At 69.2% G+C, this 24,071-nt stretch carries 23 protein-coding genes; 4 read left to right on the plus strand and 19 right to left on the minus strand.

Annotation, left to right across the window (positions count from 1 at the left end):
• Window position 1: 1 nt before the first annotated feature.
• The 12 genes from DXT68_RS17160 to DXT68_RS15705 form a co-directional block, all read right to left on the minus strand.
• Window positions 2-190, minus strand: a complete 189-nt coding sequence (locus DXT68_RS17160) for a hypothetical protein (protein ID WP_208856507.1) — start codon at window positions 188-190, stop codon at window positions 2-4.
• Window positions 191-234: 44 nt separating this feature from the next.
• Window positions 235-1,140 (minus strand): carbohydrate ABC transporter permease, encoded by a 906-nt coding sequence (locus DXT68_RS15655; protein ID WP_045252901.1) that lies wholly within the window; start codon window positions 1,138-1,140, stop codon window positions 235-237.
• Window positions 1,140-2,066, minus strand: coding sequence for a carbohydrate ABC transporter permease (locus DXT68_RS15660; protein WP_045252900.1), 927 nt, complete (start codon window positions 2,064-2,066; stop codon window positions 1,140-1,142). The genes DXT68_RS15655 and DXT68_RS15660 overlap by 1 nt, the downstream gene beginning before the upstream one ends.
• 87 nt (window positions 2,067-2,153) lie before the next feature.
• Entirely contained in the window at window positions 2,154-3,521 is a 1,368-nt protein-coding gene (locus tag DXT68_RS15665; RefSeq protein WP_045252899.1) for an ABC transporter substrate-binding protein, read from the minus strand.
• A gap of 166 nt (window positions 3,522-3,687) precedes the next feature.
• A complete protein-coding gene (locus DXT68_RS15670; RefSeq protein ID WP_045252898.1) occupies window positions 3,688-4,878 on the minus strand; it encodes a glycoside hydrolase family 183 protein in 1,191 nt (396 codons plus the stop codon).
• A 112-nt stretch (window positions 4,879-4,990) separates the two neighbouring features.
• Window positions 4,991-6,688: a long-chain-fatty-acid--CoA ligase gene (locus DXT68_RS15675; RefSeq protein WP_045252897.1), complete on the minus strand. Its 1,698-nt coding sequence runs from the start codon at window positions 6,686-6,688 to the stop codon at window positions 4,991-4,993.
• Window positions 6,689-6,722: 34 nt separating this feature from the next.
• Window positions 6,723-7,592, minus strand: a complete 870-nt coding sequence (locus DXT68_RS15680; protein WP_045252896.1) for a dihydrodipicolinate synthase family protein — start codon at window positions 7,590-7,592, stop codon at window positions 6,723-6,725.
• Complete coding sequence (locus DXT68_RS15685; RefSeq protein WP_045252895.1) at window positions 7,589-9,244, minus strand: tripartite tricarboxylate transporter permease; 1,656 nt, start codon at window positions 9,242-9,244, stop codon at window positions 7,589-7,591. The genes DXT68_RS15680 and DXT68_RS15685 overlap by 4 nt, the downstream gene beginning before the upstream one ends.
• Entirely contained in the window at window positions 9,241-9,777 is a 537-nt protein-coding gene (locus DXT68_RS15690; protein ID WP_045252894.1) for a tripartite tricarboxylate transporter TctB family protein, read from the minus strand. Before DXT68_RS15690 ends, DXT68_RS15685 begins: the two co-directional genes overlap by 4 nt.
• A gap of 79 nt (window positions 9,778-9,856) precedes the next feature.
• A complete protein-coding gene (locus tag DXT68_RS15695; protein WP_244268105.1) occupies window positions 9,857-10,816 on the minus strand; it encodes a tripartite tricarboxylate transporter substrate binding protein in 960 nt (319 codons plus the stop codon).
• A gap of 104 nt (window positions 10,817-10,920) precedes the next feature.
• On the minus strand, window positions 10,921-11,586 hold the full coding sequence (locus DXT68_RS15700; RefSeq protein WP_045252892.1) for a GntR family transcriptional regulator: 666 nt from the start codon (window positions 11,584-11,586) through the stop codon (window positions 10,921-10,923).
• Between the two features lie 83 nt (window positions 11,587-11,669).
• The gene (locus DXT68_RS15705; RefSeq protein ID WP_045252891.1) at window positions 11,670-12,110 is read right to left on the minus strand and encodes a DoxX family protein; all 441 of its coding nucleotides are present in this window, start codon (window positions 12,108-12,110) and stop codon (window positions 11,670-11,672) included.
• 207 nt (window positions 12,111-12,317) lie between these two features.
• Between DXT68_RS15705 and DXT68_RS15710 the strand changes: the two genes are divergently transcribed.
• Window positions 12,318-12,962: a Pr6Pr family membrane protein gene (locus DXT68_RS15710; RefSeq protein WP_052677598.1), complete on the plus strand. Its 645-nt coding sequence runs from the start codon at window positions 12,318-12,320 to the stop codon at window positions 12,960-12,962.
• Between the two features lie 53 nt (window positions 12,963-13,015).
• Here DXT68_RS15710 and DXT68_RS15715 read toward each other — a convergent pair whose 3' ends face one another.
• The 5 genes from DXT68_RS15715 to dnaK all read right to left on the minus strand — a co-directional run bounded on the left by DXT68_RS15715 (window position 13,016) and on the right by dnaK (window position 18,529).
• Window positions 13,016-14,458, minus strand: a complete 1,443-nt coding sequence (locus DXT68_RS15715; protein ID WP_244268104.1) for a flavin monoamine oxidase family protein — start codon at window positions 14,456-14,458, stop codon at window positions 13,016-13,018.
• A 73-nt stretch (window positions 14,459-14,531) separates the two neighbouring features.
• Complete coding sequence (locus DXT68_RS15720; RefSeq protein WP_115760518.1) at window positions 14,532-14,963, minus strand: heat shock protein transcriptional repressor HspR; 432 nt, start codon at window positions 14,961-14,963, stop codon at window positions 14,532-14,534.
• A gap of 62 nt (window positions 14,964-15,025) precedes the next feature.
• Window positions 15,026-16,015 carry a DnaJ C-terminal domain-containing protein gene (locus DXT68_RS15725; RefSeq protein ID WP_045252888.1) on the minus strand — a complete coding sequence of 330 codons (990 nt, stop codon included), beginning with the start codon at window positions 16,013-16,015 and terminating at the stop codon, window positions 15,026-15,028.
• 7 nt (window positions 16,016-16,022) lie between these two features.
• Window positions 16,023-16,664 (minus strand): nucleotide exchange factor GrpE, encoded by a 642-nt coding sequence (locus tag DXT68_RS15730; protein WP_045252887.1) that lies wholly within the window; start codon window positions 16,662-16,664, stop codon window positions 16,023-16,025.
• Between the two features lie 2 nt (window positions 16,665-16,666).
• Window positions 16,667-18,529: a molecular chaperone DnaK gene (gene dnaK / locus DXT68_RS15735; RefSeq protein ID WP_045252886.1), complete on the minus strand. Its 1,863-nt coding sequence runs from the start codon at window positions 18,527-18,529 to the stop codon at window positions 16,667-16,669.
• Window positions 18,530-18,835: 306 nt separating this feature from the next.
• On the opposite strand from dnaK, the gene DXT68_RS15740 reads away from it, so the two are divergent.
• On the plus strand, window positions 18,836-19,786 hold the full coding sequence (locus DXT68_RS15740; protein ID WP_045252885.1) for an NAD(P)/FAD-dependent oxidoreductase: 951 nt from the start codon (window positions 18,836-18,838) through the stop codon (window positions 19,784-19,786).
• 36 nt (window positions 19,787-19,822) lie between these two features.
• Here the strand turns inward: DXT68_RS15740 and DXT68_RS15745 are convergent, their stop codons facing one another.
• Entirely contained in the window at window positions 19,823-20,284 is a 462-nt protein-coding gene (locus DXT68_RS15745) for a DUF3817 domain-containing protein (protein WP_045252884.1), read from the minus strand.
• A 70-nt stretch (window positions 20,285-20,354) separates the two neighbouring features.
• On the opposite strand from DXT68_RS15745, the gene DXT68_RS15750 reads away from it, so the two are divergent.
• On the plus strand, window positions 20,355-21,326 hold the full coding sequence (locus DXT68_RS15750; RefSeq protein WP_115760519.1) for a helix-turn-helix transcriptional regulator: 972 nt from the start codon (window positions 20,355-20,357) through the stop codon (window positions 21,324-21,326).
• Window positions 21,327-21,726: 400 nt separating this feature from the next.
• On the opposite strand, the gene DXT68_RS15755 is transcribed toward DXT68_RS15750, so the two are convergent.
• The gene (locus DXT68_RS15755; RefSeq protein ID WP_045252992.1) at window positions 21,727-22,929 is read right to left on the minus strand and encodes an MFS transporter; all 1,203 of its coding nucleotides are present in this window, start codon (window positions 22,927-22,929) and stop codon (window positions 21,727-21,729) included.
• 256 nt (window positions 22,930-23,185) lie between these two features.
• On the opposite strand from DXT68_RS15755, the gene DXT68_RS15760 reads away from it, so the two are divergent.
• The gene (locus DXT68_RS15760) at window positions 23,186-24,061 is read left to right on the plus strand and encodes a serine protein kinase RIO (protein ID WP_045252991.1); all 876 of its coding nucleotides are present in this window, start codon (window positions 23,186-23,188) and stop codon (window positions 24,059-24,061) included.
• Window positions 24,062-24,071: the final 10 nt, after the last annotated feature.

The raw sequence follows: 24,071 nt of genomic DNA on the forward strand, positions 1-24,071 counted from the left end.
CCTACCGCACCGGACTCTGCGTGCCGGCGAGCACCCTGATCCTCGACACCGTGAGCGGGCCTGCGGCGGATGCCGGGGCGGCGGCACCGATGCCGACGGCGGGTGCGGCCAGCATCCCGGCGCCGAGCGCGAGCGCTCCCTGCAGGATTCCGCGGCGGGTGAGGAGCGGAGGTGTGTGCTGTTCGGTCATCGTCGACCTCTGTCCGTGTGGGTGTCGCTCTCTGTCGGCCGGGCCTACTTGAGTCCGGCCATCTTGATGTTGCCGATGATCTGGCGCTGGAAGATGAGGAACAGGATCATCACGGGCGCGGCGGCGAGCACCGAGCCCGCCATGAGCAGCCCGAGCTCGCTGGTGCGCTCCGAGCGGAACGTCGCGAGGAACTGCTGCACCACGAACCGCTCGGGGGTGGTGATCGTCAGGATCGGCCAGACGTAGGAGTTCCAGTACGCGAGGAACGAGGTGATGCCCATGACCACGAACGGCGGCTTCGACAGCGGCAGGAAGATGCGCACGAAGATGGCGAAGCGACCGCATCCGTCGAGCATCGCCGCCTCCTCGAGGCTGGCCGGGATGTTCAGGTAGAACTGCCGGATGAAGAACACCGTGCCGGCGCTCGCGGCTCCCGGCAGCACGAGCACGGCCAGCGTGTCGAGCATCGACAGCCGGGTGACGACGATGAAGCTCGTCAGCAGGATCGTCATGCCGGGGATGAACATCGTCGTGATGACGATGACCCAGATCGTCCGCTGGAACCGGAAGTCGAGCCGGGCGAACGCGTAGGCCGCGAGCGAGTTGATCGTGAGGCTCAGGAAGGTGAAGAGCACCGCTCCGCCGAACGTCCACAGCATCATGCGGGTGAAGGTCGGGTCGGCGAGGATCTGGGCGTAGTTCTCCCAGCGCCACACCTCGGGGAAGAACTGGAACGGGGTCTGGATGACCTCGGTCTTCGACTTGAAACCGGCGATGACCATCCAGGCGAGCGGGAACAGCGCCGCCACGAGGAACACGGCCCCGGCGAGCAGTTTGGCGATCACGGCGATCCACGAGCCCGGGGTCTTCGGCAGGTGCGATCGACGCGACGGCTCGGTGCCGGCGAGCACGATGGCGCGCGTGGTGTCCTGCGGCGCGATGGTGACCATCAGTCCACCAGCCTCTCGGAGTTGACGAATTTGAAGACGATCGCCGACACCGTGCCGAGCACGACGAACATGACCAGCGCGGCGGCGATCGAGTAGCCGACGTTGATGTCGTTGCGGAAGTGGTTGAAGATGAACAGGTTCGGCAGGGTGGTCGAGTCCAGCGGCCCGCCGCCGGTCATCACGAGCGGCAGCTCGAACTGCTGGATCGCGGCGACGAACCCGGTGATCAGCAGGTACAGGATGATGTTCTTCATCTGCGGCAGGGTGATGTACGCCGTCTTCTGCCACCAGTTCGCGCCCTCCATCGCCGCCGCCTCGTAGTACTCGGTGGGGATGTCGACCATCGCGGCGACCATGATGAGCGAGGTCAGCCCCATGCCCAGCCAGATCGCGGGAATGGCGATCGCGAGCAGCGCCCACGCCGGGTCGCCGATCCACGCGATCGGATCGATGCCGAAGATGCCGAGGAACCAGTTGAGGAGTCCGCCCGAGTAGTCGTACATCAGCACGAAGACGATCGAGGTGATGACCGACGAGATGATCGTCGGGATGTAGATGCTGACCTTGAGGATGCCGGCGAAGCGGCGCGACACGCTCACGACGAGGCTCGCGAAGAAGAACGCCAGCAGCAGCATGGGCGGCACGGTCATCGCCACGAACGCGAACCCGCGTCCGACCGACGCCCAGAACAGCGGATCGCTCAGGACGGCGGTGAAGTTGCGGAACCCGACGAACTCCGGGTCCTTGTAGAAGCTCCAGTTCTGAAAGGAGAGGAATCCGGCGTAGATCGCCGGCCAGACCACGAAGATGCCGAGAAGGGCGACCACCGGCAGGAGGAAGAGGTACGCGACCTTCGTGTCACGGTACTTCCTGGCATCCGCGCGGTGTCTCACCGCCCGCCGCTCCGTCGAGACTGCACTGACCATCGTTCACTCCACCCGTTCTGTCGCTGTCCTCGTCCACTGCGTGAGTCCGGGGGCCGGCGCGCACGCCGACCCCCGGAACGGCACGGGCTACTGGCTGGGTGCCTTGTCGGCGAGACCCTCGCGGTCGATGACCGTCTGGATCGCCTTGTCGGCGGTGTCGATCGCGGCATCCGGCGATGCGGAGCCCTTCATGACCGACTCGAAAGCGGTGCCGACCGCGAGCGACACATCCCACGGGTAGGTGGGCTCGGGGATCGCGTTCGGTGCGATGTCCTCGGTGATGATCGACGACCACGGGGCGTCGGCCGCCGCGGGGTCGGCGGCGACGGCATCCTGCACGGACTGGCGCACCGGCGCCTTGGTGAACTGCGTGTCGACGAAGAACGGCACGAGGTTCTCGGGATCCCCGGCGATGGCCCAGGAGAGGAACGTGCCCGCGGCCTCGGCGTTCTTGGTCTTCGCGTCGATGACCCACTTGAAGTTGCCGAGAGTCGTCGAGGTACGGCCGTCGGCGTCGCTCGAGCTCACCATCGCGCCGATACCCGTCTTGTCGAGCACGTCGGGGTAGTCCGAGCCGATCTCCGACAGCATCCACGAACCTGACACCTTGAAGGCGACCTTCTGCTCGCCGAAGTCCTTGCCTCCGCCGTAGTCGGCGAGCGGCTGCTTGGGCATGTAGCCCTTGTCCCACAGCGTCTTGTACTGCGCCATCATGTCGCGGTAGCCGTCGTCGTCGATGTTCGGCCCGGTCCAGTCGTCGTTCAGTGCGGTGTGCCCCGCGAAGTTGTACTGCTGCCCGACGGTCGACCAGGCGAAGGTCGCGGCGTCCTGCGCGGGTGAGATGCAGTACTGCCCGTCGCCGAGGGTGGGCTGGATCTTGGCGCACGCGTCCAGCAGCTCGTCCCAGGTGGTGGGGCCCTGGTCGGCATCGACGCCCGCGGCGTCGAGCATGTCCGTGTTCCAGAACAGCACGGCCTGCGGCTCGAGCAGAAGGGGGTACGCGTAGTACGTGCCGTCGATCTCCGACACCGGCTTGGCGGCATCCGAGATCTCCGCCAGGGCGTCGTCGGGGACGATGCCGTCGAGCTCGTGCAGCTGTCCGGCGTTCACGGCATCCTGGATGCTGCCCGGGTGGGTGTAGATGTCGGGCGCCTTGCCCGCCGCCTGCGCGGCCTTCATCTTCTGATCCCACGCGTCACCGGGCACCTGGGTGCCGACGACCTTGATCTCGTCCTGGGAGTCGTTGAACTTCTTGATGATGCCCTCGTACCACTCGTTCTCGACCGGCGTGAAGTTGCGGTGCCAGAACTGGATCGTGGTGACGCCGGCCTCTGCGCCGTCGCCCCCGGCGGACTCGCCCGGGGTTCCGGACCCGCAGCCGGCGAGCATCGCTCCGACGGTGAGAGCACCGACTGCGGCGACCGCCGCCCTGCGCGTGCGTGGGGTGATTCTCATGGTTCCTCCTCAGGAACGGACTCCTCATCGAGTCGCTGCTGTGTGTCCGGCTGTCGCCGGCGGGCTCCGGCCGAACCTGACGATCATCGGTGACCGGGTATGCGCCAGAGTAGGCGAAATCGATTTCATGCGCAAGCGAATCCGCAGGCGATCTCGTGGAGCATCCTCAGTCGACGCGGTCCAGATCGGCCGAGAACCAGAACACGTTGTACGGCCCCCACAGCGAGAGGGTGAAGTGGATGCGACGCCCGTCCTCGGTGACGTACCGCGGATTCAGGTAGGGCGAGTACAGCCCCTCGTAGTCGCCGCCGGACACCAGCTCCAGCGGCTCGCCCCACGGCCCCCAGGGCGTGATGCCCTCGCGGATGTAGGCATTCCCGGCATCCGAATACGTCATGATCCACCGCTCCAGATAGGTCGACCACATCACCGAGAGCTCGCCGATCGTGCCCTCGACGACGGTCTCAGCGTCGTCCATGTCGGAACTCCACCGAGGCGTCTCCCCATCCGTGCCGGCGAAGTACGAGTACGCGGACTGGTCCTCGACCGCATCCTCCGTGGCTTCCACGCGCATCAGCTGCACGCTGCCGAAACGTCCCGACGGGATGGACCAGAAGTAGATCCAGTCGGTGCCGCCCTCGCTCACCCGCGCGGTCGCCACCTGCACGAAGTTCGAGTCTCCCGGCCACTCGACACCCTCGACGGGCTGCCAGCTCTCGCCGCCGTCCCGCGAGACGATGAGCGCCGCGTGGTTGGCATCCCAGGCCCCCGGCTCGCCCCAGAACCGCACCGACATGTACGACACGTACATCGTCTCGCCGACCGTGAAGCCGTACGTGGGGATCTTCGTCACCTCGCCGTCGGCGCCGTTCGCGTCGTGATCGCCCTCCACGAGTGCGGCGGCGAGGCCGATGTCGTCTTCCACCCAGCCCTCGAAGTCGATGCCGTCGGAGGGGTCGTCGTCGGTGGTCCATGCGGCGACGTTCGATCGCCAGAATCCGCCCTGACCGCCGATCGACTCGGGATCCCGCTCGCCGAACGTGTCGCCGAAGAGGAAGAACGTGCGGTCGCCGAGGTTCACCATCGAGCCGAGATCCGTGCCGGCGACCGCGACCGCGGCGGTGTCGTTCATGGCGTCGGGGCCGGTGAGCTGCGCGATCTCGGTGAGGTTCGACACCCCCTTCAGCACGAAGGGACGGTCGGGATCCGGGTCGATGCTCACCGCCTGCTCCCCTCCCCCGGCACCGGCGCATCCGGTGAGGACGAGGACGGCCGCGAAGGATGCCGCGGCGAGACGGCGTCGGCGCGTACGGGCGGTCGGGCGGGTGGAGACGGGGGTCGGTGCGACACTGTGCATGATCCTCCTCGATCAGCGTTGCTGTGCACCGAACCTAGCGAAATCGATTTCAGAAAACCAGCCCTCGCGCGGGGATCGGTCCGCCGGCGACCCCGCCGTCGGAACGCCCGTGTCAGTCGTCGAGCATCCGATCGCGCACCTGACGACGCAGCACCTTGCCGATGAGCGACCGTGGCAGCTCGTCGACCGCGACCACGCGCTTGGGCACCTTGTAGGGGGTGAGCCTGGTGCGGCAGAAGTCGCGCAGCGCCCCCGCATCGAGCGTCGCGCCGTCGCGCAGCACCACGGCGGCGGCCACCTCCTCGCCCCCGCTCGCGCGGGGCAGGCCGACCACCGCTGCGGCGACCACATCGGGGTGCGCCTCGAGTGCATCCTCGACCTCGGTGGGCGAGACATTGAAGCCGCCGGTGATGATGAGCTCCTTGAGGCGGTCGACGATCGTGACGAACCCGTCGACCGAGACCTCGGCGATGTCACCGGTGCGCAGCCATCCGTCGGCGAGCAGCACATCGGCGGTGTCGCCGGGACGCCGCCAGTACCCCTGGAAGACCTGGGGACCGCGCAGCAGCAGCTCGCCGCGTTCGCCCGCAGGCATGTCGATGTCGGTGTCGGCGGGATCGACGATGCGGATCTCGGTGCTGGGGAACGGCACCCCGACGGTGCCGGGGCGCCGGCTGGGGCCGATCGGATTGCCGAGTGCGACGGGCGAGCTCTCGGTCATGCCGTAGCCCTCGACCAGGAGTCCGCCGGTCGCCTCCTCCCATTTCTGCACCGTCGCCACCGGCAGGCTCATCGCCCCGGAGATCGCGAATCGCACCGTCGACAGGTCGATCGTGCCGCGCGCTGCGGCACGGGCGAGCTGGTCGTAGATCGGCGGCACGGCGGGCAGGAACGTCGGCGGACTCGTGCGCGCCGCCTTCGTGACGAGCCCGAGGTCGAACGTCGGGAAGAGCACCAGCTTCGCCCCGATGCTCATGGCGAAGGTCAGGCAGAGCGTCATGCCGTAGGCGTGGAACAGCGGCAGCACCCCGTAGAAGGTCTCTTCACCGTCGACCAGGCCCGGCACCCACGCGCGTCCCTGCATCGCGTTCGCCCGCAGGTTCGCGTGCGTGAGGATCGCTCCCTTGGGGATGCCGGTCGTGCCGCTGGTGTACTGCAGCAGCGCCGTGTCATCGAGGGTGGGACCGTCGATTTTGCGGGAGAGCGGTCGGTGGTCGACCAGCTTCTTCCAGGCGAGCGCCCTTCGCGTCTTCGGGGTGGCGGTGAGCTTGGCGCGGGCGGCGCGCGCCTTCGGGATCGGCAGCCTCAGCAGCATGCGCTGCGCGGCGGGCATGGCCTCGGTCAGGTCGACGCTGACGATGTGCTCGACCCGCAGGTCCGACGGGAATTCGGCGATCGTGTCGACGGTCTTGTCCCAGACGATCGCCACCTTGGCGCCGTGGTCCTCGAACTGGTGGCGCAGCTCCCGCGCGGTGTACAGCGGATTGTGCTCGACGACCACCGCGCCGAGTCGCAGCGCGGCGTAGAACGCGACGACGTGCTGCGGGCAGTTGGGCAGCACCAGCGCGACACGGTCGCCTCGGCTCACCCCCAGGCGCTTCAGCCCCTCGGCCGCGCGCAGGATCTGATCTCCGAGCTCCCGATAGGTGGTGACCGCGCCGAAGAACTCCAGGGCCGGCCGCCGACCGTACGTCGCGACGCTCGCCGAGATCATCTCGGACAGCGTCTGCGTCGGTGCGTCGATCTCGGCGGGCACACCCTCCGCATACGAGTCGAGCCAGGGCCGGGAGTCATGCGGGTTCGCGGGCATGGATCCATCCTCCCCGAACCGGCTGTGAGAATCGCTACCGGTTCGCGGCGACCACCTCGGCGACGGCGGTGCGCTCGTCGTCCGACGGCTCGGCGATCGCCATGCGGCAGTGCGTGTCGACCACGTCGAGCACGCGGTACGCCTCCTTCATGCGGGCCATGTCCCCGCCGATCAGCGACACGACGTCGTCGACGGCGGCCTGGGCCGCGGCGATCGCGCCGGCATCGCCCGAGCGACCGGCATCCGCGAGAGCGCGGAACGGCTTCGGGGTGACCGACGAGACACCCGAGACGACGCCCTGCGCGCCCACCTGCACCGCAGCGATCAGGTCGCGGTCGGCACCGGTGTAGAGGTCGAAGTCGGCGGGAACCACGGCGCGGTACGCGGCGATCTCGTCGAGCGACAGCTCGCTGAGCTTCGCTCCCACCACGTTCGGCAGCGCCGAGAGTCGCACGAGCAGATCGGGCGAGACGGTGTTGCCGCTGCGCGCGGGGTAGATGTAGACGTAGAGGCGCCCGTCGCCGACGGCATCCGACACCGCTCGGTAGTAATCGAAGATCGCGTCTTCGGTCGACTTCAGGTAGTACGGGGTGAGCGCGGCGAACTCCGTCGCGCCGAGTCCCTTGGCGATCTCGACGAGACGCACGGCCTCGAAGGTGCTGGGCTGGCCGACGTGCACGATCACGCGCATCTTGTCGGCGAGCTCCTCGACGGCCGCACCCACGAGCGCGGTGAACTCCGCGACGTCGACGGCGGGGAACTCCCCCGTGGTGCCGAGCACGAACGCGCCCTCGTTGCCCGACTGCCCGACGAAGCGGAAGATCGCACGCGAGCCTTCCAGGTCGAGGCTGCCGTCGCGGTGGAACGCCGTGGGAACGGCGGTCACGATGTCGTAGCGGGTCACTTCTCGTTCTCCTTGGAGTTCTTGCGCGCCCTGCGGCTCGCACGGGATGAGGTGTCGACGTTGCGGACGGTCGAGGTGAGCAGGTCGGGGTCCGCGGCGAGCTCGCCATGGGCCTTCTCGATCTGCTCGACCGTCGATGCGGAGAGGATCGAGTCCTCGAGCGACGCGCGCTCACCGCGCGGCGAGCGCGCGGCACGGATCGCGGGCATCACGATCGAGAGCACGGCGAGCGCGAGCAGCACGAGCGCGATCGGGCTGACGACCTCGAAGAACGGACGCGTCGGCAGGATCGCCAGGGTCCTGGCCAGGTTCTCCTCGGCCAGCGGGCCGAGCAGCAGACCGAGCACGATGGGCCCGGCCGGCACCTGCATCCGCTTCAGCATCACCCCGATGACGCCGAACACGAGCATCGTGACGACGGTCGACAGGCTGTTCGAGGTGGCGTACGTGCCGATGATGCAGAAGATCAGGATGCCGCTCCACAGGTACGGCTGGGGCACGTCGAGCAGCTTCACCATGCCCTTCATGCGCACGAGGCTCAGGGCGAGCGACAGCAGCGTCGCGACGAGCATGATCCCGACGATCGAGACCACCAGGTCGGGACGGTTGGTGAACAGCGTCGGACCGGGCGTGATGCCCCAGATGATCATCGAGCCGATCATCACGGCCATCACCGAGTCCCCGGGGATGCCGAGGGCCATCGTGGTCGTGAGCGACCCGCCGAGTGTGGCGCTGGAGGCCGTGTCGGAGGCGGCGACGCCCTCGATCGATCCTTTGCCGAACATCTCCGGGTGCTTCGACACCTTGCGTGCGCGCTCCCAGCCGATGAGCCCGGCGATGTCGCCGCCGGCGGCGGGGATCAGTCCGACGCCGAGGCCGACGGCACCGCCGACCGCGGTCGCACGGCCGCTCTGCTTCAGCTCCGAGCGGTTCGGCCACCAGCGGCCGAGGCTCGAGATCGGGCGCACGTTGCTCGTGCGATGGGTGAGCAGCTGGTCGAACAGCTCGGCGATGCCGAACAGGCCGATGATCACCGCGATGAAGTTGACGCCCTCGACGAGTTCCAGCACACCGAACGTGAAACGCTGGTCGGCGGTCGCGGCGTAGGTGCCGACGGTACCGAGCATGAGGCCGAAGAGACCGGCGAGGATGCCCTTGAGCATCGACTTCGACGAGATGCCGATCATGATCGAGATGCCGAAGACGACCAGCGCGAAGAGCTCGGGCGATTTGAAGTAGTCGCGGGCGAAGCTCGCGATCGGCACCGCGGCGACGGCGAAGAGCACGAGCGAGGCGAGGATGCCGACGGCCGAGACGAGCGCCGAGATCGTCAGCGCGAGGCCCGCCCTGCCCTGCTTGGCCATCGGATAGCCGTCGAGTGTCGTGGCGATCGACGCCGGGGTGCCGGGGGTGTTGATGAGGATCGACGGCACCCGGTCGCCGAAATTCGCGGCGACGTAGATCGTGAGCAGCACGGCGAGGCCCTGGACGGGCTCGAGGGTCATCGTGAAGCCGGCGGCGAGGGCGACGGCCATGGTCGCCGTGATGCCGGGGAAGGCGCCGACCATGAAGCCGAGCAGGAGCCCCACGAGCATGTAGAGCAGGATCGAGATGTCGAGGAGCGAGTTCAGCCCCTCCATGAGCGCGTTCACAGCGGGATCCTCAGGAGCATGCCGAACACGACGTAGACGAACGCCGTGACGGAGACGGAGTAGATGATGAGGCTCAGCCAGCGGCGGTGGCCGTAGAGGAGCATGAGCGCGGCCATCAGCAGCGCGGCGGCGACCGGGAAGACCTCGATGCGATAGCCGAACAGGATGACGGTTCCGAGCGACCAGACGGCGATGAAGACGCCGGCGATCGCCAGGGTGGCGATGACGCGGAGCATCCCTCCGCGCTGGATACGGTCGAGGTCCTCGCGACCGGGGGCAGGGCGCGCGAGCGCCATCGCGAGCACGGCGAGGGCGATGACCACGGCAGTGACCGCGATGACCGTCGGCCAGAAGCGGGCGTCGATCTGACCGGGTGCGGCCTCGCGGCGCAGCGGGATCTGCGTGGAGAGGAAGAGGTACCCGGCGCTGAACGCGAGGGCGACGACCCCGAAGACGATCTCGAGCGGCCGGGACGCGGGGGCGCCCTGATGCTCGTCCGGCACGGCCGGGCTCGTGACGTCGGCGTGAGACATGATGCTCCTTCCCTGGTTCGACCTGCGGCGGGGGTGATGCGGGGCCGGAGATGAGCCCGGCCCCGCGTTCCCGGGCCGGTCAGCCCAGGAGGTCCTTGAAGAGGTCGAACTGCTCGTTCACGAACGTGGTCCACTCCGCGGAGTCGCGGTAGACCACCAGGTTGCCGGCGTCCTTCTGGAAGGTCTGGTACCCGTCGGACTCGACCGCCTGCTTCACGGCCGACTCGAGCTCGCCCTTCACGTCGTCGGGCAGGCCCTTGGGGGCGTAGATGCCGCCCCAGCCGCCGAAGACGACGTCTTCGCCGATGGCCTCGTCGACGGTGGGCACGTCCTCCGCGTCGGGGTGGCGCTCGTCGTTCATGACGGCCAGGATGCGCACGGCCTCGCCCTGCGCCAGTGCCTCGCCGAGGCCCGACACGGCGGCCACGGTCTCTCCGGATGCCGCGGCCGCGACCGCCGTCGCGCCGCCGTCGTAGGGCACGGGCGAGAACGTCGCGTCGGTCGCGTCGCCGAGGCCGATGGTCGCCGCCTCCCAGATCGATCCGGCGCCCGAATTCGCGACCGTCACGGCCCCGGACTGCGCCTGGGCGACGAGGTCTTCGAGCGATTCGATGCCGCTGTTCGCGCCGACCGTGATGACGCCGGGAGCCAGCATGATCTGACCGAGCAGATCGAAGTCCTCCGGCAGCACATTGGCGCTCTGGGTGGTGTTCAGCATCGCGATCTCGACCGGCGCGAATCCGATCACGTAGCCGTCGGGGTCCTGCGCACCGACGTACTCCATCGCCAGGGCGCCGGCCGCGCCGGGCATGTTCTCGGGAATCACGCTGACGCCGAGGATCCCCTCGAGCTCGGTGGCGAGCGCACGCGACGACAGGTCGGAACCTCCGCCGGGGTTCGCCTGGATGATCAGACGGATGTCGTTCTCGGGAAAGGCGGATGCCGCATCCTCACCCTCTTCGACCTTGGTGCAGGCCGACAGGACGAGGGCGGTGGCGGCGACGGCCGCGATCGCGGCGGCGGCCCGGGTGATGCGCATGCGGGGCATCTTTGCTCCTCTACGTGGGTCGACCTTGTTGTCGACCCTCTGACCGTAGCAGTGTTGACTGTTAACAGTCAACACTCACCGACGTCCGATCCCGATCAGGCCGGGCGGTCGGCGAGCTCGCTCAGCATCCGATCGCGAGCGCCGTCGAGGTGCGCGGTCAGCACGGCGGCCGCCTGCTTCGGCGTCCCGGAGCGCATCACGTCCATCAGTCGCACATGATCCTCGGACGACTCGTGCAGGTCGTCGTCATGATTGATCGTCACCTCGAGGAGTGCGGTGAAGGTCGGCAGGTACTGGCTCCATGCTCCCTGCAGGCGCGGGTGGTCGGCGAGCGCGTAGATCTGGGAGTGGAACTCGAGGTCCGCGGCGACGAAGGCGGCATGGTCCCCGCTGTCGGCCGCCGCACCCATCCGCTCGACCGCCGCCGTCATCGAGGCCCAGCGCTCGTCGTCCTCGACCCGCATCGCCCGCGAGAGCGCGAGCTGCTCGAGAGCGCCGCGCAGACTGTAGAGCTGATCGACGTCATCCTGCGACAGACCGGTGATGTAGACGCCGCGCGGGCGCTGCACCTCAACGAGCTTCTCGAAGCTCAGCTGCGTGAGCGCATCGCGGATCGGACCGCGACTCACCGAGAACTCCTCGGCCAGCGCCTCCTCGGTGATGCGGGCTCCGGGCGCGAGCTCCCCGCGGACGATGCGCTGACGCAGCACCTGGGCGACCTGCGCTCCGAGGGACTCCCCGCGCTTCACTGACTCTGTCACGGTGACCTCCTGTTAACTGTTGACAGGATACACACGAACAGGGAGCGCCCTCCGGCGCTCCCTGTCGGCGATACCGCTCGCGGTCAGCTGAGCCAGGCCGGCGCCCGTCCGCGCAGGAACGCGCCGTCGAGCGAGAAGCGCCCCGCACCGCTGAAAGCCAGCGCGAGGGCGGCGGCTCCGAGCACCGCGACGAACTCGTATCCGCCCTCGCCGACCCAGAGTCCGGCCGGCAGGTGCACGGCGAACAGCGCCACGATCATGTCGACCGCGAGGATGACGCCGACGGGGCGCGTGAAGAGACCGAGAGCGAGCAGGATGCCGCCGATGAGCTCGACGAACGCGACCAGGGGCGCGGCGATCTCGGGGAACGGGATGCCCATGCCCTCGAAGCTGCCGATGGTGCCGGGAATCGTGTACTCGAAGACCTTCTGCGCGCCGTGGGCGGCGAAGATGACGCCGACCACGATGCGCAGGACCAGAAGTCCCAGCGAGGCGGCGGCGGAGGGGGCGGTGGTGTTCGTCATGAGGAGAGGTTCCTTCGTGGCAGGACACCGCGCGCCAGGCGCGGAGCAGGGTGGATCCCTTCTGTCCACGCTAGGAAACCGACCTTTCCCTCTCCTGTGCGCAGCGCGCGACGCGCTCGCTGCCCGGCACCTTCCGTAGACTCGCCGGATGGCGCGAATCGCGTCCGGACACACGATGGGCGCAGCCGGGAAGGGGCAGGGGCGAAGGTGAGGGCACGATCGCTCTTCGGCGTGCTGCGCCTGGTCACAGCCACCGTTTGCACGGTCGCGCTCGTACACCGCCTCTTCTGGGGACTGAGCTCGCGCACGATCGCCGGCGAGAACTTCTTCGCCTACCTGACGGTGCAGTCCAACTGCGCGCTCGTGGTGGTTCTGCTGACCGGCACGGTGCTCGCCTTCGTGCGCGCGACCGATCCGCGGTGGTTCACCGTGTCGCTGGCCCTCGTGCTCACCTGGACGATCACCGCAGGGCTCGCCTTCGCGCTGATCGTCTGGCAGGCGGGCCTGCGCGGCATCCGCGTCGACGTGCCCTGGTCGGATCAGGTGCTGCACTTCTGGCTGCCCGCGTGCACGGCGCTCGCCTGGGTCCTCACGCCGGGGCATCGTGGCGTGCCGTGGTGGGTCGTTCCGACGGCGCTCGCATTCCCCCTCGCGTGGGGCGGCGTGACCCTGTGGCGCGGCCCCTCGGTGGGGTGGTATCCCTACTACTTCCTCGACCCGCGCCAGGTGTCGGGTCCGCCGGAGTTCCTCCTCACCAGCGGCATCGCGCTCGCGATCTTCGCCCTCGTCGCCACGGTGATCGTGCTGGTGAGCCGCATGCGCAGACGCGGCGGCGAACGTCCCGAGGTGTGACGCACACCGCTCGCCGCATGCGGGGTCAGGCGTGCGAGGTCAGGATCACGAGGTCAGGGCGTCGTGGCGAGGAACGGGGCGAGCGACGAGATCGCCGCCTCCAGGGCCTTCTGATCATCGAGCTCGGCGAACTCTCCCGCGGCGTCGCCTCCGACGATCCCGACCAGGACGTTCTCCCCCGTCGCCGGGTGGAGATTCACCCAGGTGCGGATCAGCGCATCGCCGCCGACCGCATGCCAGACGGTGGGTGCCGCATCGGCATCCGCGTCGTCGCCTTCGGTGCCCTCGGCGCCCTCTCCGCCTTCCGCATCCCCGGCGCCCCCGGGAGGCGCAGCCGTCGCCAGGGGGTCGTCGAATCGCAGCCAGACGGTCTCGATGCGCCCCATGCCCAGGTCGGCGATCGCCCCTCGATGCCCGAACGGCAGGGCGGGGGCGAACTGCAGGCCGTCGCTCTGCAGCACGCCGAGCGGCACGGTGAGCAGCACACGGTCGAACGACAGGGATTCCCCGGATGCGATCCCGAGGCTGACGCCCGCATCGTCGTAGGCGACGCGGCCGACGGGCGACGACAGGCTCAGCCGGGCGCCCTCGAGCAGGGTGTCGAAGACCGGAGTCAGGTCGCCGAGAGGAGCCACGTCGCCCTCGGCGGGGAGGGCAGGCGGGAACCAGGTCGACTGCTCGTCGGCATCGGCGCCGGAAGAGGCGGTGATCGCCGCGAGGAGCGCGGAGAGCCCCGGTTCCTCGACGTCGACTCCGGCGGCGGTGAGCGCGTCTTCGAGAGACGAGTCGGTCAGCCCCTGCTGCGCGGCCGTGATGGCGGACTCGACGGGCTCCAGCGGGGGCGCGTCGACGTCGCCCTCCTCCGATCGCCACCAGGATCCGGCGATCGGGGCCGTACGGACGTCGAGCTTCTCGAGCGTCTCGATCAGTGCGGCATCGGACGCGCCGAGCAGCCAGCCCCCCAGCTGGGCAGGGAACGGCCAGGCCTCGTCGTCCACGACGGACTGGATGCGCCCGCCGACGCGATCCCTCGCCTCGAACACGGTCACCTCGAGGCCGTCGGCCACGAGCAGCGACGCCGCCGTCGCCCCGGCGAGGCCCGCGCCGATGACGGCCACGCGCTCGTTCCGACCGGCGGCGCGCAGCAGCTGTGCGGCCGCACGCTCCCCCGAACGGATCGCGGCCCCCACGGTGCCGGGCGCCTCTGCGTCGGTCGCCTCTCCCGCGAAGAACAGGCGCTCGTCGATCGGTTCGGCCAGGGCGTCGCGGGCGCCGGCGAGCACCCCGACGGGCGTGAAGCTGGCCGCTCCGAGTGCGAACGCGTCGGTCGACCACGTGCTGCGTGCGAAAGCCGCCGGCGTGATCGTGTCGGTGGTCGGCTGCGGCGTCGGCGAGCGGTCGGGCGTGGGCGACGGCGCCGGTTCGGGCGTGCAGGAGGCCAGAAGAACCCCGAGAACACCGGCTCCGGCGCTGATCAGCAGTGTGCGACGCGTCATCCTCATCGTGTCGCAACGATACCGCGCGCGGATGGACGACGCGTGCCGGCTGCACTCTGCGAGCCGCGAGCTGTCAGCCCCTGCCGCTGCCGGGGCGCCAGAGCACGACGTCGGTCGACCTGCGCAGGCGGCGACCCCCCGGCATCGGGATGACGCCCGCGGATCCTGCCGCGAACACGCGGACACCCGGGCGGTTCTCGCGCTCTGCGCGCAATGCCGCGTCGAGCTCGAGTACCCGTCGCTGCAGCATCCGGTTCTCGTCCTCCAGATCGAGCACGCGCGCGATCGCGGGGAGACTCACTCCCTCCGACGACAGTTGAGCGACCTCGCGGAGCTGCTCGATGTTGCGGCGGGAGTACCGTCGTGAGCCGCCGGAGGTGCGACCGGGCACCACGAGGCCGATGCGGTCGTACTGTCGCAGCGTCTGCGGGTGCATGCCCGCGAGTTCGGCGGCGACAGCGATCGCGAACACCGGGGTGTCGGCATCCACACGTCGTTCAGTCACGGTGAATCCCTCCTGCCTCGGTGTTCGCGATGCTCGTCATGATCTTCTCGCCGCATGATCTTCTAGCGGCGCGCCTTCGCCATGAGCTCGGCGCGCGGGTTCTCGGACGGCTCCAGGGACTGGAACTTCTCCAGTGCCTCGCGAGCGGCCTCATCGAGGTGCGTGGGCACCGCGATCTGCAGCTCGGCGAGCAGATCGCCCGTGCCCTTCGTCGTCGTGACGCCGCGTCCCTTGACCCGCAGCACGCGGCCCGACGGGGTGCCGGGCGCGACGCGCAGCTTCACGGTGTCGCCGCTGAGCGTCGGCACCTCGATCGTCGCACCGAGGGCCGCCTCGGTGAACGTGACCGGCACGACCACGCGCAGGTTGAGCCCCTCGCGGGTGAACACCGGATGCGGTCGCACGGCGATCTGCACGACGACATCGCCGTTCTCCCCGCCGTCCGGCGAGGGCCTGCCGCGTCCGCGCAGCCGGATCTTCTGACCGTCGGCGACACCGGCGGGGATCTTCACCTTGAACGGCTTGCCGTCGTCGCCCTGCAGGCTGATCGTCTCGCCCTGCACGGCGGTGGCGAAGTCGAGCGTGGTGCGTGCCGTGACGTCGGCGCCCTTCTGGGGGCCGCCGAAGCCGCGGAATCCGCCCGACGTCTGCCCGAAACGGCCGGAACCGAACGGACCGCCCTGACCCTGATTGAACATCGCGAAGATGTCCTCGAAGTCGGCGGACTGCTGCTGCCCGCGCCCCTGCTGCCCGAACCGGCTGAAGACGTCTTCGAAGCCGCCCGCACTCGAGCCGCCCGCGGTGAAGCGTGCGCCCGAGCCCATCGCGCGGATCTCGTCGTACTCCTTGCGCTGTTCGGCATCGGAGAGCACCGAGTACGCCTCGCTGACCTCCTTGAACTTCGCCTCGGCGGTCGCATCACCCTGATTGGAGTCGGGGTGGTACTTGCGCGCGAGCTTGCGGTACGCCTTCTTGAGATCGGCGTCGCTGACATCCTTCGAGACCCCGAGGGTCTTGTAGAAGTCCTTGTCGAACCAGTCCTGGCTAGCCATGGATCACCTACTCGGCAGGTACGGCGACGACGACCTTCGCGGGACGCAGCTCGACGTCACCGAGGCGGTAGCCCACCTCGACGACCTCGAGCACCGTGCTCTTGTCGGCGCCCGGGGTGGGCTGCTGGAAGATGGCCTCATGGCGCTGAGGGTCGAATTCCTCGCCCTTCTCGCCGTACGAGACCACGCCGAGCCGCTCGACCACGGCGCGCACCTTGCCCGCGATCACGGCGAAGGGCGTGCCCTCGACGAGATCACCGTGCTGGGCCGCGCGGTCGAGGTCGTCGAGCACGGGGATGAGACCCTTGGCGGCCTCGCCCTTCGCGCGCTCGCTCTCGATCTGGCGCTGCTCCTCGGTGCGGCGTCGGTAGTTGGCGTACTCGGCCTGAAGACGCTTGAGGTCATTCAGGAGCGTCGACTCCAGGTCGGCGAGCACGGCATCCTCTGCCGCCGCCTCGCCGGTCTGGGTCGCGCCGAGGATGTCGTCGACCGTCAGGTCGTCGGGGGCGCCGTCGACCGGCGTCTCGTCGGATCCTTCGGCCGCCGCGGCCTCACGCGAGTCGGGGTTCTGCGGCGCGGGGCCGGATGCGTGTGCATCCGACCCCTCGCTGCGAACCTCGTCGTCACCTTCGAAGTTCTTGTCCGTCATGATTACTTCTTCTCGTCCTCGTCGTCGACGACCTCGGCGTCGATGACGTCCTCGTCGGAGGAGGAGTCATCGGCCGGAGCCTCGCCCGCGGCGTCGGCGCTCGGGGCGCCCTCGGCCTGGGACTGTGCGTAGATGGCCTCGCCGATCTTGCCCTGCGACTGGTTCAGCTTGTCGAACGCGGTCTTCACGGCCTCGTCGTCGTCGCCGGCCAGCGCCGTCTTGAGCGCGTCGACGTCGGCCTTGACCTCGGTCTTCACGTCTTCGGGCAGCTTGTCGTCGTTCTCGGTGATCAGCTTGTCGATCGAGTACGCGAGCGTCTCGGCCTGGTTGCGGACCTCGGCGGCCTCGCGACGGGCCTTGTCCTCGGAGGCGTGCTCCTCGGCCTCGCGGACCATGCGCTCGATGTCCTCCTTCGACAGCGAGGAGCCGCCGGAGATGACGATGGACTTCTCGGTGCCCGTGCCCTTGTCCTTCGCGGACACGTGCACGATGCCGTTGGCGTCGATGTCGAACGTGACCTCGATCTGCGGGATGCCGCGGGGAGCCGGGGCGATTCCGGTGAGCTCGAACGTGCCGAGCGGCTTGTTGTCGCGGGTGAAGTCGCGCTCGCCCTGGAAGACCTGGATCGCGACGGACGGCTGGTTGTCGTCGGCCGTGGTGAAGGTCTCGCTGCGCTTGGTCGGGATGGCCGTGTTGCGCTCGATGAGCTTGGTCATCATGCCGCCCTTGGTCTCGATGCCGAGGCTGAGGGGCGTGACGTCGATGAGGAGGACGTCCTTGCGCTCGCCCTTGAGGACACCGGCCTGCAGGGCGGCGCCGACGGCGACGACCTCATCGGGGTTGACGCCCTTGTTGGCCTCCTTGCCGGTCTCGCGCTTGACGAGCTCGGCGACGGCGGGCATACGGGTCGATCCACCCACGAGGACGATGTGGTCGATGTCGGCGACCTTGATGCCTGCCTCGCGGATGACATCCTCGAACGGCTTCTTGGTGCGGTCGAGGAGATCCTTGGTGAGGTCCTCGAACTTGGCGCGGGTGATGGTCTCGCTCAGCGACACCGGGCCGGACTCCGTCAGCGACAGGTACGGGAGGTTGATGCTGGTCGAGGTCGAGGAGGAGAGCTCCTTCTTGGCCTGCTCCGCAGCCTCCTTGAGACGCTGCAGGGCGATCTTGTCACCCGAGACGTCGACGCCGGTGGTCTCCTTGAACTGCTTGATCAGGTGGTCGACGAGGCGCTGGTCCCAGTCGTCGCCGCCGAGGCGGTTGTCACCCGAGGTGGAGCGCACCTGGATGGTCGAGAAGTCGTCGTCCTTGCCCACCTCGAGGAGGGAGACGTCGAAGGTTCCGCCACCGAGGTCGAAGACCAGGATGAGCTCGTCCTCCTTGCCCTTGTCGAGGCCGTAGGCGAGCGCGGCGGCGGTGGGCTCGTTGATGATGCGCAGGACGTTGAGGCCCGAGATCTCGCCGGCCTCCTTCGTGGCCTGACGCTCGGCGTCGTTGAAGTACGCGGGAACGGTGATGACGGCATCCGTCACGGTGTCACCCAGGTACGACTCGGCGTCGCGCTTGAGCTTCTGGAGGATGCGCGCGGAGATCTCCTGCGGCGTCCACTTCTTGCCGTCGACGTCGAAGGTCCAGTCGGTGCCGACGTGGCGCTTGACCGACGCGATGGTGCGGTCGACGTTCGTGACGGCCTGGCGCTTCGCGGTCTCGCCGACGAGCACCTCTCCGTCTTTCGTGAAGGCCACGACCGACGGGGTCGTGCGGAAGCCTTCGGCATTGGCGATGACCTTCGGCTCGCCACCCTCGAGGACGCTGACGACGGAGTTCGTCGTACCGAGGTCGATTCCAACAGCACGTGCCATGTGATTCTCCTTTGTTGCGAGGTTGATGTGGTTCGGAAAACTCTGGGCGATCAGAAAACCTGAGTCGCGATGACTCAACTGTAGTCCGGCGGTCTCGAGGTGTCAAACAAAGTTGATATGAATTGGCTCAACTTTGCCGAGGAGCACGCCGGGCTCGTCGTTGTTAGGGCACCCTCACCCGGAAGATGGCAGACTGGAAGCCAACGGACGACTCGACCCGCGAGCGCGTCCGCCGGCGGCGCCGCCCTGGTCGGCGCACCCGCGTCGGACCGCACCGCGCGCACCGCCCGTCTTCCGGGAGTGCGCATGACCGACACCGATGCCTACGACGCGCTCGTGATCGGCGGCGGCCCCGCCGGGCTCTCCGCCGCGCTCAACCTCGGACGATCGCTCATGCGGGTGCTGCTCGTCGACGCGGACCGCCCGCGCAACGCCGCCACCCTGAACTCGCACGGGTTCCTCACCCGCGACGGCGTGCCCCCGCACGAACTGCGACGCATCGCGCGCGAGGAGCTGACTGCCTACCCGAACATCGAGGTGCGCACCCGCGTCCGGGTCCTCTCGCTCGAACGATCGGACGGCACCGCGGATGCCGGGGCGGCGCGATTCACGGCATCCGTCGGACGCACGCAGCCCGCGCAGGTCGTGACGGCGCGGTCGGTGGTGTTGGCCACCGGCCTGCGCGAGACGCTCCCCGAGGCGCCGAACCTGCGCGGCTTCTACGGCATCAGCCTGTTCAGCTGCGCGGCCTGCGACGCCTGGGAGATGCGGGGGCGTCGTCTCGCGCTGATCGGCACGACCGATGACCTCACCGACCGCGCACGGCTCATCTCCCGCTGGACCGACCATCTGACCGTGTTCACCCTCGGCGCCGACACCGTCACGGTGGCGCAGGAGGCAGAGCTCGCCGCGGCCGGGGTCGCCGTCGCGCGGCATCCGATCACCGAACTCGTCGGCGACCGCGGCCGCATCGAGGCGATCCGGCTGGAGGACGGCTCCGAGGTCGCGATCGACGGCGGCTTCGTGCGTCCGCAGTGGGAGACCGACCTGTCGTTCCTCCGCGGATTCGCGCCGTCGGTCGATCACGACGGTCACCTCGTCACCGATCGCTCGGGACGCACCGACATCCCCGGACTGTACGCGGCCGGCGATGCGGCGATACCCGGCCCTCAGCAGCTCATCGTCGCCGCGGGCGCCGGCGCCAGGGTGGCCTCGGTGCTGGTTCAGGATGCCGTCGGCATCACGACCGCGCACTGAGCGCGTGGCCGACCGCGAGGGACGACCGGCCGCCGGTCACTTGCCGCCGGGAGGACCTGCGAGAAGCAGCACGACGTACAGCGCGACGATGGCGACCACGAGCAGCAGCACCAGCACGAACGGCCGGATCAGGAACCACCGCATCAGACGGTCGTACCAGCGGGCGTCGCGCGGGTCGTCGGTCTGCTCCCGCCGCCAGGTGCCGGCGAGGCGACCGGTGCGCTGCAGCCAGATCTCCATCGGGATGGTCGCGTAGGGGACGATCGCACTCGCCACGGCGAGGACGGCGACCCCGACATGCCAGCGCTGATTCAGCGCGACGAGGATCGCGGTCGCCCCGTAGGCGAGGAAGACGAAGCCGTGGATGCCCCCGCCGATGGTGACCACGATGCCCGGCGCACCGGCGGCGCGGGCGATGATCGCCGAGATGAGGATGGTCCACGTGATCGCCTCCGCGATCGCGAGGACACGGTACAGGCGGTCGGGCGTACGGAACACGGGACTCCTCGGGTGGGGGTCCCTCCAGGGTATCCGGAATAGCATCACGGTCCCCGGCGTTGCCGAAGGCATGGTGACGGTCGAATCCACAGCGCTGGGGCGGGTGCTCGACTCGGTCGAGCTCCGTGTCGGCGTGGCCAGACGTGTCGCTCTGACCGTCGGCGAGCGCCTGCCCCTGCCGTCGGGCGCAGCCACCCTCGTGTACATCGCCGCGGGAGCGGTGAGCGGACATCCGCCCTCCACCGCCGGATGCCGCCTCGACGTCGACCGCACGGCCGGGGCCGGGGCGACGACCGGGGCCGGGGCCGGGGCCGGGGCCGGGGCCGGGGCGATGGTCGTGGCGATCGACGAACGGCCGCTCAGCGCGAGCCTCCTCACGGGAGACGCCTTCGTCACACTCGGCCGGGCGCCCGTCTCGCTGCGGGCGGACACGGCGTCGGATCTGGTCGTGGTGGAGCTCGAGTTCTCCGACAGCACGTCCCGGCTCGCCGCGCTTCTCCCCGACCCGATCACCGTGATGTCGTTCGACGCCCTCGAACCGGCGGCGGCCGCGCTCGCGTCGAGCATGGGCACGACCGATCCGCCGTCGTCGCCCGAGCGCCAGGGCGATCCGGTGATCTGCCGGGTCATGGCGAAGACCGTGCTGCTGAGCGTCATCCGCGCCTGGGCGGCAGGCGACTGCGCCCCCGAGGGCTGGCCCTCGGTGTCGACGGACCCGTTCCTCGACCGCGTGGTCGACGCCATCCACGCCCAGCCGGGCCGCGACTGGACGGTCGAGCGGCTCGCCGGCGTCGGCGCGATGTCGCGCTCCGTGTTCGCCGAGCGCTTCCGCACCGCGATCGGCCGCTCCCCCGCCGACTACGTCACCGAGGTGCGCATCGATGCGGCCAAGCGGATGCTGAGCGAGGGCCGCTCCGTCAGCGAGACCTCGCGCGAGCTGGGCTATGCCTCGGACGAGGGATTCAGCCGCGCCTTCCGTCGTCGCTCCGGCATGACGCCGTCCGCGTGGCGGGCTCAGGTGCTGAGCGCCGTCCCCGCCTGAGCACCCCTCCCCCCGGCTCGTGCGGCCCTCGTCACCCGGTCCACCTCCGTCGCCCGGTCCGCCTTCATCACCCGTGCGGCCTTCATCACCCGTGCGGCCTTCATCACCCGGTCCGCCTTCATCACCCGGGTCCGCCTTCATCACCCGGTCCGCCTTCATCACCCGGTCCGCCTTCGTCACCCGTGCCGCCTTCGTCACCCGTGCGGCCTTCATCACCCGGTCCGCCCTCGTCACCGGAGCACGCCTCCTGACCCGAGCACGGCTTCGGAGCCCGGGCCCGACACACCGCACGTTGTCGGGTGCCGATCGGCGTGTCGACGGCTCTCTCCGAATCCGTGCCCGGCGGATATCGGAGACGGACGCAGGCGTCCAGTCGGAGCAGTGCGAACCCGAACGCGGTTCAGGCGAGCGCCGCTGCCGTGCTCGTGCGATTCGACAGCCCGAACAGCACGGCGCCGACCAGCAGCGAGATCGCCCCGAGGACGTAGACGAACTCGACGTCGAGAGTGTCGACCAGCAGGCCGCCCACGCCCGCGGCCAGCGTGATCGCGCCCTGGAATCCGACGACGACCAGACTTCCGCCGGCCTCGAGACGGTCGGGCGTGCGGTGACCGACCCAGGTGTTGATGACGAGCAGCCACGACGAGAAGAAGAAGCCCCACACGAGCACGACGATGCCGATGCCGAGCACCGATCCCGACAGGAAGATCATCGAGAGCGCCGATACCGAGATCACCAGCGGCGCGAGCACCGCGAAGAACGCGAACGTGCGGTCGATGACGAACCCGAGTCCGAGGTTGCCGGCGAGGCCGCCGACCCCGAAGAGGGCGAGCAGCACGATGATGGTCGACGGCTCGACCTCCGGGATGCGTTCGAGCGCGAGCCGCACATAGGTGTAGGCCAGGAAGTGGCCGAGCACGACGAGCACGTGCCCCACCATTCCCAGTGCGATGCCGGGACGACGCAGGGTGTCGACGAGCAGACGGATGCTCGACGCCTGCTCTGCGGGAACCGAGGGCAGCAGGAACCGCAGCGCCACGGCCAGCAGCACCATGAAGACGCCGGCGATCGCGAAGACCGTCTGCCAGTCGACGACCTCGCTGAGCATCACGCCCAGCGGCACCCCCGCGACCGTGGCCAGGGAGACGCCGGCCGAGGTGAACATGACCCCGCGTCCGAGGTGCGCGGGGCCCGCGAGCCGGGCGGCGACCGTGATCGACATCGCCCAGAAGGCGCTGATCGCCGCGCCCAGGAGGAATCGGGCGAGCAGCACGATGATCAGGTTCGGCGCGATCGCCACGATGAGGTTCGACACCGCGGCGGCGAGCGCCATCCAGACGAGCAGCGAGCGGCGGTCGAGCCGCGGGAACATGAGGCCGACGGTCGGGGCGACGATCAGACCGACGAGCGCGGTGACCGTGACCGTCTGCCCTGCCTGGCCGGGTGTCACTCCGAGGGCGTCGGCCATCTCGGTGAGCACGCCGTTGGGCAGGAACTCCGCGGTCACGAGCAGGAAGCCCATCAGCATCAGCACGATGAGGCCGCCATAGCGGATCCGCTCGCCGGGGGCGGTGGTCGTCGGAACGGGCGCGGTCGTCGTCATGGTTCCAGGTTCGCAGCCGCGGAGGGCCGGCGCCCGACGCGACGTCTGCGGCATCCGACCATTCGTCCGGCTCGGGTCTGGACAGCATCCGTCCGCGCGCTCTAGGCTCGACCACGCGCCGGGTGATCCCGGAAGGCCCGAGCGAGAGGAGTGGATGACATGAACATCGTCTCTGTCGTGACCCTCGCCGACATCCTTCCTCTCGAGGCCGCCCGCTTCTGATCCGCGCGTGGTCTCCCCTTTCTCGGAGCCCACCGTGTCTGATCTCTCCGCTTCGTCCGAAGCACCCACCCCGCGTCTCTTCGACGCTTCTCCCTTCGAATCCGTCCCCGCCTTCGCCGGCGTCGAGCCCGGCGAGAACCAGCGCTGGACCACCTGGCCGGCGATCACCCCGTCGGAGCGCGGCCCCCAGCCGTGGCCGTCCTGGGTGGTGACCAGCGCCGGTGCGCTCGACACCGAGCTCGGCATCCTCAAGACCGGCAAGGAGGCCGACGTCTTCCTTCTCGAACGCGCGGTGCCGGATGATCCCGGCCGGCGCACCCTCCTGGCCGCGAAGCGCTATCGCGATTCCGACCACAGCAGCTTCCACCGCTCCGGCGTCTACACCGAGGGCCGCTCGACCCGGAACACGCGCGACACGCGTGCGCTGGCCAAGAAGTCCGAGCACGGTCGTGCGGTCGCGGCGCTGCAGTGGTCGTTCGCCGAGTTCGACGCCCTGTGCCGCATGTGGGCGCTCGGAGCTCCCGTGCCGTACCCCGTGCAGGTCAACGGCACGGAGCTGCTGATGGAGTTCATCGGCGACGCGGACGGCGTCGCCGCGCCCCGGCTCGCGGCCGTGCGCAGCACACCGCACGAGCTGTCGGGGTTGTACGACCAGGTCGTCGACCTTATGCGGATCTTCGCCGCGGCGGGCTTCGCTCACGGCGACCTCTCGGCATACAACCTGCTCGTGCACCGGGGCCGGGTGCGGGTGATCGACCTGCCGCAGATCGTCGACATCATCGCCAATCCGCGGGGCCTGGATCTGCTGCACCGCGACTGCGTCAACATCTGCGACTGGTTCACCCGCCGCCGCGTCGAGCGCGATGCGGAGGAGCTCTTCGCCGAGATGCTCGCGGTGTCGTACGTGTGAGTCCCGGATG

The organism is Microbacterium foliorum (genome assembly GCF_003367705.1).
Lineage (GTDB): Bacteria > Actinomycetota > Actinomycetes > Actinomycetales > Microbacteriaceae > Microbacterium > Microbacterium foliorum.